Origin of the sequence: Banduia mediterranea, from assembly GCF_031846245.1 — a bacterium.
In the GTDB taxonomy this organism is placed as follows: Bacteria; Pseudomonadota; Gammaproteobacteria; order Nevskiales; family Nevskiaceae; genus Banduia; species Banduia mediterranea.
The window spans coordinates 1-15,408 of the sequence record NZ_JAVRIC010000008.1 but is presented as its reverse complement, the minus strand read 5'-3'; the positions used below and the strand labels follow the sequence as shown (position 1 = coordinate 15,408).

Genomic DNA, 15,408 nt, shown 5'->3' with positions numbered 1-15,408 from the left:
GCCTGGGGGCGGGCCGCCTTTCAAGAACGAATGCGCCTTTCGCAAATCAAACTGGCCGGCTTCAAGTCCTTTGTGGACCCCAGCGTATTGCCGCTGCCGTCCAATCTGACATCCATCGTCGGGCCCAATGGCTGCGGCAAATCGAATGTGATCGATGCGGTGCGCTGGGTGCTCGGCGAATCCAGCATGAAGCAGCTTCGCTCGGAGTCGATGGACGATGTGATCTTCAACGGCTCGCGGACCCGCAAGCCGGTGGGACGCGCTTCGGTCGAGTTGATGTTCGACAACGCCGATGCAACGGTGCAGGGGCCCTACGCGGCCTACAACGAGATCGCGGTGAAGCGCGAGCTGACGCGCGACGGCGGTTCCCAGTATTACCTCAACGGTTCCAAGTGCCTGAAGCGCGATGTGCTGGATCTGTTTCTCGGCACCGGTCTGGGCAATCGCACTGGTTACGCGATCATCGAGCAGGGCATGGTTTCGCGCATGATCGAGGCCAAGCCGGAGGAACTTCGGATGTGGCTGGAAGAGGCCGCCGGAATTTCCAAATACAAGGAGCGCCGCCGCGAAACCGAATCCAGGATTCGCGGGACGCGCGAAAACCTGTCGCGACTCAATGACTTGCGTGGCGAACTGCAGGCGCGACTGGATACGCTGCGCCGGCAGGCGGCCAACGCCGAGAAATTCAAGGAACTCAAGGAGCAGGAACGTCTCCTCAAAGCGGAGCTGCTGGCCCTGCGGGTGCGTGAACAGGAGCGCGCCTGCGCCATTCAGGAAGCCGCAATCAGCCAGTGCGAGAATGTGCTCGAAGCGGCGCGCGCCGCGGCGCAGTCCCAGGTCGAAGCGCGCGGCCTTGCGGAAACCACGCATCGAGAGGCCAATGCCAGCCTGACTGCCGAGCAGAGTCGGGTTTACGAGGTCGAGGCCGAACTGGCGCGGCTTGAACAGAATCTGCAGCACGCCCACGAACTCAAGACCCTGAAGCAGCGCGAGATCGACCAGCTCGCGCTGCAACTGCGCGATCTGGAGCAGCGCAATGCTCAGGAAGCCGCGCGGCTGGAGTCGCTGCGTCGCGCCGAGCAGGCGCAGGCTGAGCAGGCCGAGCAGTCCGTGGCGCGGGAAGCCGCCGCCCAGTCCGCGCTGATCGAGGCCGAGGAGGTGCAGGCCACGGTGCAGACGCGCTGGGAGGAATTCACGCAGCGCGCCGAGGCGCCGCTGGTGCAGACCGAGGGCGAGCGCGTGCGTGCGCGTGAATTGGAGCGGAGCCTGTCGCAGGCCGATGAGCGCCTGCAGCGCGTGCAGAAGGAGCATGCCGCGCTGGATCTGTCGCCCCTGCAGTCCAGCCTGTTCGATGTCGACGAGGAACTGGCCCGGCTGCAGGTGGAGATCGAAAACGGCCAGGCGCGTTTGCAAATCCTCGATGAATCCCTGACCCAGCTGCGCGAGGAGCGTTCGGCCCTGGACTCGGCGCTGCACGAATCCCGGCAGACGCTGCAATCCTCGCGCGGACGCATGGCTTCGCTGGAAACCCTGCAGAACGCGGCCCTGCGCCAGGACGACCAGGCACTGGGCGAATGGCTCAAAAGTCTGGAATTGCAGGAAGCTCCGCGTCTGGCGAGCATTATTCAGGTCGAGGCGGGCTGGGAGTCGGCCGTGGAATACGTGCTCGGCGATCTGCTGCAGGCGCCGATCGCGCCGCAGACGAGCACGCTCGAACAAACCCGGTTGGGACCGAAAACCGGTGCAGCGCTGGTGGCCGCTTCCGAATCCGATGGCGCGGTCGCGCCGGGCCGGCTGGCCGCCCGCGTACGCGGACCGGCCGGCGCGCTGGCCTGGTTGCAGACCATCCATTGTGCGGACTCGGCCGAGGCCGCTGCGCAACTGCTGCCGTCGCTGCCGGCCGGCGAATCGGTGATCGACACCGACGGTGTCTGGCGCGGCCACGGCTGGGCTCGTTTCCCGCGCGCGGAGCAGGACAAGGGTGGCGTGATCGCGCGCGGCCGCCTGCTCAAGCAATTGCGCCAACAGGCCGAAGAAGTCGCCGCACTGGTGCGCGAGCGCGAGCAGCAGCTCGATGCTGCGCGCCAGCGCATGCAGGCGATGGAAGCCGAGCGCCGCGAATTGGCGGGCCGTTTCGATCAATCCCGTCAGCGCCAGGCGCAGCGCATGGCCTACCGCCAGGCGCAGGCGGTACGACTGGAGCAGATTCAGACGCGTTCCCGCCAGTTGCAGACGGAGATCGAGGCGCAGACCCAGGCTCGTGAAGAGCGCGCGCACGAACTGGCCGAGGCACGATCCAATCTCTCGCAGCTGGAGGCGGTGGCCGAGCGTCTGCGTGGCGAACGTGTGGAACTGCAGCAGGCGCAGGCTCAGGCACGAGACGCACTGAATCAGGCACGCGGCGAAATGGCGCGTGTCCAGCAAGGCCGCAATCAGACGCAGGTCCAGCTGGCGTCCACGCGCAGTTCGTTGACGGCGCTGGAGCAGGCACTGGAGGAACTCAGCGGCCGTCGTGAATCCCTGGCCGAACAGCATCACGAGCAGCTGCAGCAGGCCGCCGAACTCGATCAACCGATCGCCACGCATCGTGACGAGCTGGAAGCTGCGCGTGCCGCAACGCAGGCGGCCCGGGACGCTTTACGTGCTGCGCGCGAACGCTGCGCCGCCGCCGAGGCCAGACTTTCGGAAGTGCTGCAACAGCAGCGCGCCGTGGACATGGCGGTGGAAGCCGCGCGCGAGCGCCTGCAACAGACCCAGCTCGATTCGCAGGCGGCGCTGGAACGGCGGCGCGCGCTCACCGAGCAATTCACCGAGACCGGGTTCGAGTACGCGGCTCTGGTGGCCGAATTGAGCGAAGATTCCACGCCTGCGGTGTGGGAGGAAAAGCTGGCTTCGATGGCACGGCGCATCGAGCGGCTCGGCGCGATCAATCTGGCAGCGATTCAGGAGCTGGAAGAAGCTGGCGGCCGCGAGTCCGTGCTCACCGAGCAGTACGAGGACATCACCGCCGCGCTGGAAACCCTGGAGGAAGCGATCCGCAAGATCGACAAGGAAACCAAGGATCGCTTCAGGCTGACCTTCGACCGCGTCAACGCGATCTTCCGCGACCGCTTCCCCAGGCTGTTCGGCGGCGGCGAAGCCAATCTCGAACTGACCGGCGAAGACCTGCTCGATACCGGTGTACGCGTCATGGCGCGCCCGCCGGGCAAGCGCAACACCACGATCCACCTGCTGTCGGGTGGCGAAAAGGCGATGACCGCCGTGGCCCTGCTGTTCGCCCTGTTCGAACTCAATCCCGCACCTTTTTGTATGCTCGACGAAGTCGATGCCCCGTTGGACGACGCCAACGTCGGTCGCTTCGTGGACGTGATCCGGGAGATGTCGACCAACGTGCAATTCATCATCATCACCCACAACAAGATCACGATGGAACTCGCGGAACATCTGCACGGAGTCACCATGCAAGAGCCGGGCGTGTCGCGGCTGGTGAGCGTCGACGTCAATCAGGCACTGGAGTTGGCCGGAGAAGCCGCATGAGCAGCTTGCACTTGTCGCTGTTGATCCTCGCGATCGCGGTATTGATCGCGCTTTATTTGATCGGGCGCCACAAGGCCAACGCCGATCGTCCCAAGCCGAGCAGGAAGCGCCGCAAGCGTGAAGTGTCCGGCAGCGTCAAGACACCGCCGCATGCGGCCGAGGCTGCGGACCAGATGGACCTGTGGAAGAAAGCGCCGGGCAATGGTGCGACCGGCGGCGAGGCATCCGGAAGCGGCACCGGATTCGACGAGTTCGGTGTCGGCCAGCCGCGCCGTCGCGGCGAGCCGCGGCTCGACCCGATTCTGACCGGGCAGCGCGCCGCTGCCGTGGCGCCCGAGCCCGTCGCGGACAGCGAGCCGGACCTGCCGCCTGTGCAGCCGGAATACATCGAAGAACCCGCCGTGCCGCCCGAAGCTGTCGCAGAAGCGCCGGTGCCGGCGACGCCTGAACCGCCCGAGCCGCCCAAGGCAATCGACGAAAAGATCGTCGCGTTCTACATCGCCGAACGGGAAGGCACCTACATCGACGGCGTGCAGATTCACCGCGCACTGCAAAGCGCCGGCCTGCGCTACGGCGACAAGATGAAGATCTACGAGCGTGTCGCCAGCGATGCGCAGGGTCGCAGCAAAACCGTGTTCGGCGTGGCCAGCCTGCTCAAGCCGGGACATCTCGACCCGGCCGAGGCCAGCGAGTTCAGCACTCCGGGTCTGTCGATGTTCATGGTTCTGCCAGGGCCGGTGGCCGCCGAGCAGGCCTACGAGGATTTCCTCGACACCGGCCGCGAGCTGGCCGAGGCGCTCAATGCGCAGCTTTACGATACCAAGCGTGCCCCGCTGACCGAGGCACTGGCCGCCCAACTGCGCACCGAAGTGCAGGGCTGGGCCACCGACAACGAATGAGCGCGTCGCCCAAGTCGCAGGTGCGCGCAGCTGCCCTGCGCCGCGAACTGGCCGAACACAATCATCGTTACTACGTGCTCGACGATCCGAGCATTCCGGACGCCGAATACGACAGGCTGTTTCGTGAACTGCAGCAACTCGAATCCGAACACCCCGAACTGCGGACCGAGGATTCGCCGACGCAGCGCGTGGGCGGCGCGTCCTTGCAGGAATTCGAGTCGGTTCGTCACACGGTGCCGATGCTGTCGCTCGACAACTGTTTCAGTGAAGGCGAACTACGCGACTTCGACCGGCGTGTGCGCGCGGGACTGGGTCGCGACGACGTTGTCTACGTCGCCGAACCCAAGCTCGACGGTCTGGCGGTGTCGCTGCAGTACGAGAACGGTCGTCTGGTGCGCGGCGCGACGCGCGGCGACGGCGAAACCGGTGAGAACATCACCGCCAATCTGCGCACCATCCGTGCGATTCCCTTGACGCTGCGCGGCGAAGGCTATCCGACGCGGCTGGAGGTGCGCGGCGAGGTCTACATGCCGCGTGAAGGCTTTCGCCTGATGAACGCGCGCCTGGAGGCCGAAGGCCAAAAGCCCTTCGTCAACCCGCGCAACGCCGCCGCCGGGAGCCTGCGCCAGCTTGATTCGCGGCTGACGGCGAAGCGTCCCTTGAGCTTTTTCGCCTATGCGCTTGCCCAGATCGAAGGCGGACCGCTGTTCGATAGCCACTTCGAGGTCATGGAAGGTCTGCGGGCCTGGGGCTTTCCGGTTTCGACCCTGATCGAAAAACTCGATGGCGTGGACGCCTGCCTCGATTACTACCAGCGCATCGGTCGCGCGCGCGCGACCCTGGCGTTCGATATCGACGGCGTGGTCTACAAGCTCGACGATCTCGCTGGCCGTGAGGAACTCGGTTACCGCTCGCGCGCGCCGCGTTGGGCAATCGCCCACAAGTTTCCGGCCGAGGAAGCCGTGACCACCCTGCGCGATGTGGAATTCCAGGTCGGCCGCACCGGCGCATTGACGCCGGTGGCGCGGCTGGAGCCGGTGTTCGTCGGCGGCGTCACCGTCTCCAACGCGACGCTGCACAACATGGATGAAGTGATCCGCAAGGACATTCACATCGGCGATCAGGTGATCGTGCGCCGGGCCGGCGACGTGATCCCCGAGGTCAAGGGCGTGATCGTGGAACGGCGTCCGGACGATGCGCGTGCCGTCGAGCAGCCGCTGGCGTGCCCGGTCTGCGGCGGCAAGGTTGAACGCGAAGAAGGCGAATCGGCCGCGCGCTGCACCAATGGCCTGTCCTGCCGCGCCCAGTTGCATGGTGCCTTGCTGCATTTCGTGTCACGCCGGGCGATGGATATCGATGGTCTTGGTGACAAGCTGCTGAGCCAGTTGATCGATGCCGGCGAAGTGAAATCGCCGGCCGACATCTATCGTCTGGACGCCGAGAACCTGGTGGGCCTGGAGCGCATGGGCGACAAATCCGCGCAGAACCTCGTGGATGCGATCGAACGCAGCAAGCAGACCACGCTGGACCGGTTTCTCTACGCGCTCGGCGTGCCGCAAACCGGCGAGAGCACGGCGCGCGAGCTGGCCCGGCATTTCGGTGAGCTCGACGCCTTGCTGACGGCCGCGCAGACCGATCTGCCCACCGCGCACGCCGAACGCGACAAGGATCGCTGCCCGCTGCTGCAGGCGGTGCCGGACATCGGGCCGATCGTCGCCGCCCATCTCTGCCATTTCTTCACCGAGGCACAGAACCTCGAAGTCATCGACCGTCTGCGGGCGGCCGGTGTGCACTGGCCCAGTATCGAGCAGGCACCGGTCGAAGGCCCGCTGGCCGGGCAGAGCTTCGTCATCACCGGCACCCTGCCGGGCATGAGCCGCGATGAAGCCAGTGCGCTGATCGAGGCGCAGGGAGGCAAAGTCAGCGGTTCGGTATCGAAGAAGACCGACTACGTGCTGGCCGGCGAAGCGGCCGGCTCCAAGCTGGCCAAGGCCGAAAAGCTCGGCGTTCCGGTGATCGATCTGGAAGCGCTCCGGCGCCTGATCGAAGATCCGGCCTAGATTGCCGGCCCGGAGCCGGGCTGGCGTGATGCAGAACGTTCATGGCGGGAACAGGCGCGGGCCGCGCTAATGTCGATTCAGCTCAGCCCAGGTCAGGATATGCCGAGGTTTCACCGGAGCCCGGAATGCTGGCGCGCGAATGCCGGCTCTGGCCGTAGCTAGAATCGCGCGATGACGGATTGGAGTGGAATCTTGGGGTCGGCCGTGCGCGCGGTGATTGCCGGCAGCTTGCTGTTTCTGTGCCTGCCGGACTGGCCGTCGCTGAAGCTGCGTGCCGAACTGGCGGCGCTTCCGGACTACGACTACTTGCAGGAGGCGCAGGCGCTCCGGGCCGAAGCGCGCTATTCCGAGGCGCTGCTGGTGGTCGATGCCGGACTCGAGGCAGGCGACTCGGTCGCCGAACTCGGGTCGTTGCGCGAACGCATCATCACGCAACGGGACAGTTGGGCACGCCGTGTGCGCGAAGTCGGTCGCGGCGCTCTGACCGGGCAGGGCGAGAGTGTCGAGGCGCTGGGCGGGGCCGTGGTCGCCGATCTGTTCGTGTTCGGTGACATCCGCGATCTGGTGATTCAGTCCGGTCGCGCGATTCGCGGCGAGGAGGTCGACGACATCATCGTCGCGCTGTCGGGGGCCGGCATCGTGCTGACCGTGGCGCCGGAGCTGGATCTCGGCGCCGCCTTGCTCAAGTTCGCGCGACGCAGCGGGTCGATGACCCGGACTTTCGCCAAGTCGCTGGCGAGATTGTCGCGAACGGCGCTGCGTGAGCGCCGCGCTGCGCCGCTGGTCGATGTCGTCGAAGACGCGACGCGGCTCGGCCGCCGTGCCGGGCCGGCGCCGGCCCTGAGAATACTGCGCAATGTCGACGACGCCTCGGAGCTCAAGCTGGCGACGCGCTATGCGCAAACACCAGGCGGAAGTTTCGCGCTGTGGCTATCGGGTCGCGGCGGGATCGAAACGCTCAAGCTCGGCGACGAAGCCGGCATCTGGCTGGCCAAGGCATCACGCAAGGGCAGCCGCGGGCTGGCGCTGCTCGCCGATCAGCGACGCTTGCTGATGCGACCGCATCCGCTGCTGGGTTTGTTCAAGGGCGTCTACAAGGGCAATGTGCCGGACTTCATCGCGGCCGCTCTGCAACGCTGGGACGCCGCGCTGATGGGATTCTTCGCCGCCTGGCTGGGGTTCGAAGGGCTGCTGTGCTCCGGCCGTTGCGGACGCAAGTGGCGTCGCCATCGTCGCCGCAGGGTACCCGCTCAGGCCTGATCGTTTGCGCGCGGCGCTGGCGCGCAGTGCTATCTTCGCGCGGGGACTTTTGATTCGGAATTCCGCTTGCAATACATCGATCCAAGATGGGTGTGGACCGTCGCCATCGTCGTGTCCGGCCTGGGGCTGTCCTGGTTGATCGGCTATCTCGGTCGCACCCTCAACGAGGGACGCTTCCGCTGGCAACAGACGCTGCGTGGCTGGCTGGGCGTCGCGCCGGGCAAGGAACTGGGCGAACTCGGCTGGCTGTTCCTGGCCGTGCAGTTGCTGTTGTGGCCGCTGGCCGCCTGGAAGTTGTTGCAGGTCTGGGGGCTGTCCGAGATCGGCGAATCGCTGCGCGAGCATCTCACGCGTGGCGGCCTGCACATCGGCAGCGTGCAAATCGTGCCGGCGCAGTTGCTGCTGGGCCTGTTCTGGTTCGCGCTGCTGTTCACCTTCACGCGACGGCTCAAGCGCAAGATCGAGCTGGACTGGCTGCCCAAGACCCATGTCGAGCCCTCCACCCGCGATTCGGTGGCCACGCTGTTCGGCTACGCCACCTTCGTGGTGGCCGCGATCGTGGGGCTGTCCGTGGCCGGTCTGGATTTCAGCAAGCTCGCGATCGTGGCGGGTGCCCTGTCGGTCGGCATCGGCTTCGGACTTCAGAACATCGTCAACAACTTCGTGTCCGGGCTGATCATCCTGTTCGAGCGGCCGGTGCGCACCGGCGACTACATCACCGTCAACGGCAACGAGGGCTTCGTGCGGCGCATCCGCATTCGTTCCACGGAGATCGAAACCGTGGGCCGCGAAAGCATCGTGGTGCCGAATTCGGATCTGCTGTCCAATGCCGTCGCCAACCTCAATTTGCGCGACAACGTCGGTCGCATCAACGTCGCCGTGGGGGTGGCCTATGGTTCGGATACGCGGCGTGTGCGTGAGTTGCTGCTGGAGGTCGCCAGTCGACACGAGGTCACGATCAAGGCAGGGGAGTTGCCGGACGTTCCAGGGCCGCAGGTGCTGTTCACCAACTTCGGCGACAGTTCGCTGGACTTCGAACTGCGCGTGTTCATCCATTTCGTGGAGCGGCGCTTCATCGTGGCGAGCGACCTTCGATTCGGGATCGACGACAGTTTTCGCCGCAACGGCATTTCGATCCCGTTCCCGCAGCGCGATCTGTGGCTCAAGCAGGTACCGGCGCCGATCATGGACGCGGCCGATCAGGCCTTGCCCGGCGAAGCTTCCTCCGGCGATCGCGCCTGAATCGAAAGGGCGTGAATCTCGCGTCCCATCAGCTCGGACACGGCGTCGTAGACCGCGCGGTGACGGGCCAGCGGCGCCATGCCGCGAAACGCCTGGCTGACGATGTGAACCCGATAATGCCCAGCCCCGCTGGCGGCCCCGGCATGGCCGGCGTGCAGCGCGCTGTCATCCCCGATGTCGAGTTGCTGCGGCGCGAAGCGCTGGGTCAAACAGTCTCGAATGGCGGCGATACGATCCATGTCAGCGCGGAAACACCTTCACGAACGGCTGCACCAGCACCTCGGAGAACACACCGGCCTGGGCGTAGGGGTCGGCCGCGGCCCAGGCTCGCGCCGCGTCGATCGAGTCGAACTCGGCGACAATGAGGCTGCCGTGAAAGCCGGCGGCACCGGCATCGGCCGAATCGACCCGTGGTCGCGGTCCGGCGAGAATCAGCCGGCCCTGGTCCTGCAGCGCCTGCAGATGGTCCAGGTGCTTGGGGCGCGCCAGTGCGCGCGCGTTCATCGAATCCGGCGCGTCCGTTCCGAGAATCATGTAGAGCATGCGGCCTATTCTTCCTTCGGCAGATAGCGCGCCACGAACGGGGCGTGGGCGATCAGGAAGGCGAAGGTCAGCGCGGTGAAGCCGAACACCTTGAACTTGACCCAGGTGGCCTCGGAAAATTCCTGCGCCACGAACAGATTGAGTACCGCCAGACCGACAAAGAACACCGCCCAAGCCAGGTTGATCTTGCGCCACAGTGCTTCGGGCAGGTCCACCATTTTGCTGCCGAAGCGCTGCATCAGCACTTTCTGGCCGAAAAGCTGGCTGCCCAGCAGCGCCAGCGCGAACAGCGCGTAGATGGCGGTTGGCTTGAACTTGATGAAGCGCGGGTCATGAACGTAGAGCGTCAGCCCGCCCAGGGCCGCGGCCACCAGCAGGGTGATGAAGTGCGTCTTGTGCAGGCGCCGTTCCAGGATTCCATAGGCGATCACCACCAGCGCCAGGCTGGCGATGAGCGCGATGGTGGCCTGATAGATGTCGCCGAGGACATACGCGGCAAGAAAGGCGACGGCCGGCAGGAAATCCAGAACTTGTTTCATGCGCTGATTATAAGGTGGGTCGGTCACGAGTAGGACCGAGCACGGCAAGAAACCCTACAATAGGGCATGGCAGACTGGATTTCCGTTCATCCCCTGAATCCGCAGAAGCGGCTACTTGCCCAGATCGGCGCGCATCTGCGCAAGGGCGCGGTGATCGCGTACCCCACGGATTCCTGTTACGCCCTGGGTTGCCACCTCGGCGACAAGGCCGCTTCGGACCGGATTCGGGCGATCCGCCAGTTCGACAAGCACCATCTGTTCACCCTGGTGTGTCGCGATCTTTCGGAAATCTCGACCTATGCCCGCGTCGACAATGCCCAGTTCCGGCTGCTCAAGTCGATGACGCCGGGGCCGTACACCTTTGTGCTCCAGGCCACCAACGAAGCGCCGCGGCGCCTGCAACACGAGAAGCGCAAGACCCTCGGCCTGCGCATTCCGGACAACGCCATCGCGCAGTCCTTGCTGGAGGCACTGGGCGAACCCTTGCTGTCCGTCACGCTGATCCTGCCGCCGGACCATCTGCCGGTCAGCGATCCGGAAGAGGTACGAGCCCAGCTCGACCGTCTGGTGGACGTGGTCGTCGTCGGCGGCAATTGTGGCTACGAACCCACCACGATCCTCGACCTGACGGATGGCGAGCCCAAGCTGGTCCGCCAGGGCAAGGGTCGTGTGGCCTGGATGGAGCATGCCTCGGACTCGCAATACGACTGAGCCGACCGAAGCCCGATGACGCCACCCACAAGATCGATTCCGCGATGAGTTCGTCGTTTTCCCTGATTCAGCAGCTTGCGATCTATGCGCTGCCCGTCCTGCTGGCGATTACCTTGCACGAGGTTGCTCACGGCTGGGCGGCGCGTGCCTTCGGCGATCACACGGCCGCCAATCAGGGGCGCCTGAGCCTGAATCCGCTGAAGCACATCGACCCGGTGGGTACGCTGCTGCTGCCGGCCGTCACCTTGTTGCTGGGCGGAATGTTCTTCGGCTGGGCCAAGCCGGTACCGGTGGTCGAGAGCAATCTGCGCAATCCGCGCAAGCACATGGCGCTGGTGGCCGCGGCCGGACCGATGTCGAACCTGGCGATGGCCATCGCTTGGGGCATGATCCTCAAGATCGGCCTGACGCTGGGTCGCGGTGACGGTCTGTGGATGGGGCTGATGTACATGGCCAACGCCGGGATCATGATCAACGTGATTTTCATGGTGCTCAATCTGATCCCGATTCCGCCGCTGGACGGCGGTCGTGTGCTCTCTGGTTTTCTGCCGCCGCAGCAGGCCTACAAGCTGAGCCGGATCGAGCCCTACGGCATCGCGATCCTGTTCGGCCTCATCATTCTCGCGTCCATGGTGCCGGCGTTCGGCGCGCTGTTCTGGTTCCCGTTCGGGTTCATGGAAATGCTGGTGCGCTCGGTTCTCGGGCTGTAGCGCGAAATCGGCAAGTCCCGACCACCTCGATCAATCGAATCAAGAATTCCCGTGAGCGAAACCGAAAATCGACAAGTCGTGTTGTCCGGCATCCAGCCCTCGGGGCACCTCACCATCGGCAACTACCTGGGTGCGCTGAAGAACTGGGTGAAGTTGCACGAGGAGTTCGACAGCTACTACATGCTGGTGGATCTGCACGCGATCACCGTGCGCCAGGACCCGGCCGTGCTGCGCGAACGTTGCTACGAATTCATCGCGCTGTATATCGCCTGCGGCCTCGATCCGAAGAAGAACGTGCTGTTCGTGCAGTCGCATGTGCCGGCGCACGCGCGTCTGGCCTGGGTGCTGAACTGCTACACCCAGTTCGGCGAGCTGTCGCGCATGACGCAGTTCAAGGACAAGTCGGCCAAGCACGCCGACAACATCAACGCCGGCCTGTTCAGCTATCCGGTGCTGATGGCGGCGGACATCCTGGTCTACAACGCGCATCGGGTTCCGGTCGGTGAGGACCAGAAGCAGCACCTGGAACTGACGCGTGACATCGCGACGCGTTTCAACGGTCTCCATGGCGATGTATTTACCGTGCCCGAGCCGATGATTCCTCCGGTGGGGGCGCGCATCATGGGCCTGCAGACGCCGACCGCGAAGATGTCCAAGTCCGAGGATGCGGAAACCAACGCGATCTACCTGCTCGACGAGCCCAAGCGCATCGAACGCAAGATCAAGCGCGCGGTGACGGACATGGAAGGCAGCATCCGCTACGACCTCGCCGAAAAGCCTGGTGTCTCCAATCTGATGAGCATCCTGTCCGCCTGTACCGGCGACAGTTTCGACGCGATCACGCGCGCCTATGACGGCCAGGGCTACGGCAGCTTCAAGCAGGCCGTGGCCGATGCGGTGATCGCCCAGCTGCAACCGGTGCAAAAGCATTATCACGAGATTCGCGCCGACCAGGACGCCCTGGATGCGGTACTGCGCGACGGCGCCGAGCGCGCCTCGGCGCGCGCCGAAGTCTGCCTGGCACGGGTGCACGAAGCCCTCGGTTTCATCCCGCAATGACGATCGAGGGCGCCGTCGCCATTGCCGAGGAGCACAAGCTGCCCAAGGTACGCGGCGCACTGCTCGACAAGCTGCCGGAGGATCTGTACATCCCGCCGGACGCGCTGGAAGTCTTCCTGGACGCCTTCGAGGGTCCGCTGGATCTGCTGCTGTACCTGATCCGTCGCCAGAATTTCGACATTCTCGATATCCCGATCCTGGCGGTGACCCGCCAGTACATTCAGTACATCGAATTGATGCAGGAATTGCGGCTGGAACTGGCGGCCGAATATCTGGTGATGGCGGCGCTGCTGGCCGAGATCAAATCGCGGGTCTTGCTGCCGCGCAGCGCGCCCGAAGACGAACTCGAAGAAGACCCGCGGATGACGCTGGTGCGACGCCTGCAGGAATACGAACGCTTCAAGACCGCCGCCGAGAATATCGAAAATCTGCCGCGCAGCGGTCGCGAGATCTTCGTCGCGCACGCCAAACCGGAACGCACCGACGTTGCCGTGCCGCTGGCGGTGCCGTCCTTGCGCGAGCTGGTACTGGCGTTTCGCGACACCTTGCAACGGGCCGAGCTGCGCGGGGCGCATCAGGTGCAGCGCGAGCCCTTGTCGGTGCGCGAACGCATGAGTCATATTCTGTCCCGCCTCAGCACCAGTCAGCCCTCGCTGTTCAGTGATCTGGTCGATCCGAACGAAGGCAGGCTCGGCATCGTGGTGAGTTTTCTGGCCGTGCTGGAACTGGTCAAAAGCGCGATGATCGAACTGCGCCAGGATGGATCCTTCGCCCCCTTGCTGCTTGGCGTCGCGCGGCCCGGCGCCGACGCCGACGTTGCCGCAGCGGTCTGAACCCTTTTCCCGCATGTCCATGGAACCCGACGAACAGCCATTCGAGAATGCGCCGGACGCGAGCCCGTCGTCGTCGCCGGAATCGGACGCGCAGGTCGACCGTATCCTTGAAGCCCTGCTGCTGTCCGCAGACGGCCCGATGTCGGTTGATCAGATTCAGCGCCTGATCGGCGAGGAATTGGGATTGCTGCGCAAGGACATTCGCGCCTCGATCCACCGCCTGGAAAGCCAGTTCGAAGGGCGCAGCGTGGAACTGTGCGAAGTCGCCAGCGGCTTTCGCATCCAGGTGCGTCGCGACTATGCCGGCTGGGTCTCGCGGCTGTGGCAGGAAAAACCGCCACGCTTTTCGCGTGCCCTGCTCGAAACCCTGGCCCTGGTCTGCTACCGCCAGCCGATCACGCGCGGCGAGATCGAGGACGTACGCGGCGTGTCGGTGTCCAGCAATATTCTGCGCACCCTGCAGGAACGCGGCTGGGTGCGCGAAGTCGGCGTCAAGGAAGTGCCCGGTCGCCCGGCCTTGTTCGGGACGACCGCGCAGTTTCTCGACGACTTCAATCTGAAGTCACTCGACCAATTGCCGGACTTGCCTGAGATCAAGGATTCGGAACAGCTCGAAGCCGCGCTGCTGCGGCTGGGCAGCGTGACACCGCAGCCCGAGACAAGGAATGAAGGCGAGGCGGACGAGTTTTCCCCGGACGAACCGGACGAGCGCATGCCCGAGTCCGAGCCGCCCGCGGACGACATCGACGAAGACCGTCGCCCTGCCAATCAGGTTCACTGACGGACTCACCGAGCGCGAACGAACATCATGGAACGCATCCAGAAAGTACTGGCCGGTGTCGGCCTGGCGTCGCGCCGCGAAATCGAATCATGGATCGCCGCCGGGCGCGTCGCCGTCAATGGCAAACCGGCCGAACTTGGCCAGAAAATCGGCGCGGGCGACCGCGTTCAGGTCGACGGTCGCTTCATCCGCACGGCCGTGAAACCGCAGCCGACGCGGGTGCTGCTGTACAAGAAGCGCGTCGGTGAGCTGGTTACGCGAGACGATCCGGAAGGGCGGCGCACGGTGTTCCGCAAGCTGCCCAAGCTGGAATCCGGCCGCTGGATCGCGGTCGGCCGGCTCGACATCAACACCTCGGGTCTGCTGCTGTTCACCAATGATGGCGAGCTGGCGCGGCGGCTGATGCACCCCAGTTATGAGATCCAGCGCGAGTACGCCGTCCGCGTTCTGGGCGAAATCGACGAGGGCACGCTCAAGCGCCTGCGTCAGGGCGTGGAACTCGATGATGGCCCGGCTCGATTCGAGCGCATCATCGCCGCTCAGCGCCCGGCAGACGAGGAAGACGAGGAATCCGCCAATCGCTGGTTCCAGGTCACGGTGAAGCAGGGCCGCAACCGGGTGGTGCGACGGCTGTGGGAATCCCAGAACTGTCAGGTAAGCCGGCTGATCCGTATCGGTTACGGGCCGATTTCGCTGGGGCGTGGCATCAAGTCCGCCGGCTATCGTGAGGCGACACCCGATGAACTCAAGGCTCTGCGAGCGGCGGTCAAGTTCTGAAGCCGGGCACAGACCCCGAAACTTCCGAGATAAAGCAACCCCGTTTCTGCAATTTCTCACTGATTCTTCGTTGGTCTCTTGCTCGGTTTACTCCATCGTGAGGTAGACCTTACCGGTCACCCACTCCTCGGAAATCCCCATCGCCACTGCGGTCACCAGGCGCAGGCAGGCGTCCTCGTTGGGGAAGAGCGTAGCCCAGAGGAATACCGCTTCAGGGGTCGGCTATACGCTGAAGGACAGGCAGAACAGCGCCGTCGTGCAGGCATCCTGGGAATCGATTGCCGCAGCCACCCACGCAATCGAAGCTTGGCAGGCAATGATGTCGAGCGCTCTGAGTAGCGTCCTTGTCTAGCGCGTCCACGAACGCTACGAAATGCTTGCCAATGGCCGACCGACCCAGCCCGGCTTGCGCGACCTGTCGGCCTTGCAGACGATCGAGCAAGCGGGGCCAACGATT

Annotated in this window: 14 protein-coding genes; 11 read left to right on the top strand and 3 right to left on the bottom strand. The window is 64.8% G+C overall.

What is annotated here, in order from left to right; all coding sequences use genetic code 11:
* The first annotated feature begins 30 nt into the window (after positions 1 to 30).
* The 5 genes from smc (at position 31) to RM530_RS07345 (ending at position 8,998) form a co-directional block, all read left to right on the top strand.
* On the top strand, positions 31 to 3,537 hold the full coding sequence (gene smc / locus RM530_RS07365; protein WP_311364577.1) for a chromosome segregation protein SMC: 3,507 nt from the start codon (positions 31 to 33) through the stop codon (positions 3,535 to 3,537).
* Positions 3,534 to 4,436, top strand: coding sequence for a cell division protein ZipA (locus RM530_RS07360; RefSeq protein WP_311364576.1), 903 nt, complete (start codon positions 3,534 to 3,536; stop codon positions 4,434 to 4,436). Before smc ends, RM530_RS07360 begins: the two co-directional genes overlap by 4 nt.
* Positions 4,433 to 6,496 (top strand): NAD-dependent DNA ligase LigA, encoded by a 2,064-nt coding sequence (gene ligA / locus RM530_RS07355; RefSeq protein WP_311364575.1) that lies wholly within the window; start codon positions 4,433 to 4,435, stop codon positions 6,494 to 6,496. Before RM530_RS07360 ends, ligA begins: the two co-directional genes overlap by 4 nt.
* 192 nt (positions 6,497 to 6,688) lie before the next feature.
* Positions 6,689 to 7,756, top strand: a complete 1,068-nt coding sequence (locus RM530_RS07350) for a hypothetical protein (RefSeq protein WP_311364574.1) — start codon at positions 6,689 to 6,691, stop codon at positions 7,754 to 7,756.
* A gap of 66 nt (positions 7,757 to 7,822) precedes the next feature.
* Positions 7,823 to 8,998: a mechanosensitive ion channel family protein gene (locus RM530_RS07345; RefSeq protein ID WP_311364573.1), complete on the top strand. Its 1,176-nt coding sequence runs from the start codon at positions 7,823 to 7,825 to the stop codon at positions 8,996 to 8,998.
* On the opposite strand, the gene RM530_RS07340 is transcribed toward RM530_RS07345, so the two are convergent.
* Genes RM530_RS07340 through ispZ form a run of 3 tightly spaced genes read right to left on the bottom strand, consistent with a single transcriptional unit; the run spans position 8,956 to position 10,080 of the window.
* Positions 8,956 to 9,237, bottom strand: coding sequence for a BolA family protein (locus RM530_RS07340; RefSeq protein ID WP_311364572.1), 282 nt, complete (start codon positions 9,235 to 9,237; stop codon positions 8,956 to 8,958). The two genes, RM530_RS07345 and RM530_RS07340, sit on opposite strands and share 43 nt — an antisense overlap.
* Before the next feature lies 1 nt (position 9,238).
* Positions 9,239 to 9,541: a YciI family protein gene (locus RM530_RS07335; protein WP_311364571.1), complete on the bottom strand. Its 303-nt coding sequence runs from the start codon at positions 9,539 to 9,541 to the stop codon at positions 9,239 to 9,241.
* Between the two features lie 5 nt (positions 9,542 to 9,546).
* On the bottom strand, positions 9,547 to 10,080 hold the full coding sequence (gene ispZ / locus RM530_RS07330) for a septation protein IspZ (RefSeq protein ID WP_311364570.1): 534 nt from the start codon (positions 10,078 to 10,080) through the stop codon (positions 9,547 to 9,549).
* 66 nt (positions 10,081 to 10,146) lie between these two features.
* Here ispZ and RM530_RS07325 point away from each other — a divergent pair, with 66 nt between their 5' ends.
* From RM530_RS07325 to RM530_RS07300, 6 genes are read left to right on the top strand one after another with little or no spacing between them, the layout of a single operon-like run.
* Positions 10,147 to 10,791 (top strand): L-threonylcarbamoyladenylate synthase, encoded by a 645-nt coding sequence (locus tag RM530_RS07325; RefSeq protein ID WP_311364569.1) that lies wholly within the window; start codon positions 10,147 to 10,149, stop codon positions 10,789 to 10,791.
* Between the two features lie 44 nt (positions 10,792 to 10,835).
* On the top strand, positions 10,836 to 11,501 hold the full coding sequence (locus tag RM530_RS07320) for a site-2 protease family protein (protein ID WP_311364568.1): 666 nt from the start codon (positions 10,836 to 10,838) through the stop codon (positions 11,499 to 11,501).
* Positions 11,502 to 11,552: 51 nt separating this feature from the next.
* Positions 11,553 to 12,560 (top strand): tryptophan--tRNA ligase, encoded by a 1,008-nt coding sequence (gene trpS / locus RM530_RS07315; protein WP_311364567.1) that lies wholly within the window; start codon positions 11,553 to 11,555, stop codon positions 12,558 to 12,560.
* Complete coding sequence (locus tag RM530_RS07310; protein WP_311364566.1) at positions 12,557 to 13,393, top strand: segregation and condensation protein A; 837 nt, start codon at positions 12,557 to 12,559, stop codon at positions 13,391 to 13,393. The genes trpS and RM530_RS07310 overlap by 4 nt, the downstream gene beginning before the upstream one ends.
* Before the next feature lie 13 nt (positions 13,394 to 13,406).
* Positions 13,407 to 14,174 (top strand): SMC-Scp complex subunit ScpB, encoded by a 768-nt coding sequence (scpB, locus tag RM530_RS07305; protein ID WP_311364565.1) that lies wholly within the window; start codon positions 13,407 to 13,409, stop codon positions 14,172 to 14,174.
* A gap of 27 nt (positions 14,175 to 14,201) precedes the next feature.
* Positions 14,202 to 14,951 (top strand): pseudouridine synthase, encoded by a 750-nt coding sequence (locus RM530_RS07300; RefSeq protein WP_311364564.1) that lies wholly within the window; start codon positions 14,202 to 14,204, stop codon positions 14,949 to 14,951.
* The last annotated feature ends 457 nt before the right edge of the window (positions 14,952 to 15,408 follow it).

Bases quoted from the DNA above. Each gene is read 5' to 3' on its own strand.
- smc (WP_311364577.1), top strand. From the start codon at position 31: ATGCGCCTTTCGCAAATCAAACTGGCCGGCTTCAAGTCCTTTGTGGAC.
- RM530_RS07360 (WP_311364576.1), top strand. From the start codon at position 3,534: ATGAGCAGCTTGCACTTGTCGCTGTTGATCCTCGCGATCGCGGTATTG.
- ligA (WP_311364575.1), top strand. From the start codon at position 4,433: ATGAGCGCGTCGCCCAAGTCGCAGGTGCGCGCAGCTGCCCTGCGCCGC.
- RM530_RS07340 (WP_311364572.1), bottom strand. From the start codon at position 9,237: ATGGATCGTATCGCCGCCATTCGAGACTGTTTGACCCAGCGCTTCGCG.
- RM530_RS07335 (WP_311364571.1), bottom strand. From the start codon at position 9,541: ATGCTCTACATGATTCTCGGAACGGACGCGCCGGATTCGATGAACGCG.
- ispZ (WP_311364570.1), bottom strand. From the start codon at position 10,080: ATGAAACAAGTTCTGGATTTCCTGCCGGCCGTCGCCTTTCTTGCCGCG.
- RM530_RS07325 (WP_311364569.1), top strand. From the start codon at position 10,147: ATGGCAGACTGGATTTCCGTTCATCCCCTGAATCCGCAGAAGCGGCTA.
- RM530_RS07320 (WP_311364568.1), top strand. From the start codon at position 10,836: ATGAGTTCGTCGTTTTCCCTGATTCAGCAGCTTGCGATCTATGCGCTG.
- RM530_RS07310 (WP_311364566.1), top strand. From the start codon at position 12,557: ATGACGATCGAGGGCGCCGTCGCCATTGCCGAGGAGCACAAGCTGCCC.
- scpB (WP_311364565.1), top strand. From the start codon at position 13,407: ATGTCCATGGAACCCGACGAACAGCCATTCGAGAATGCGCCGGACGCG.
- RM530_RS07300 (WP_311364564.1), top strand. From the start codon at position 14,202: ATGGAACGCATCCAGAAAGTACTGGCCGGTGTCGGCCTGGCGTCGCGC.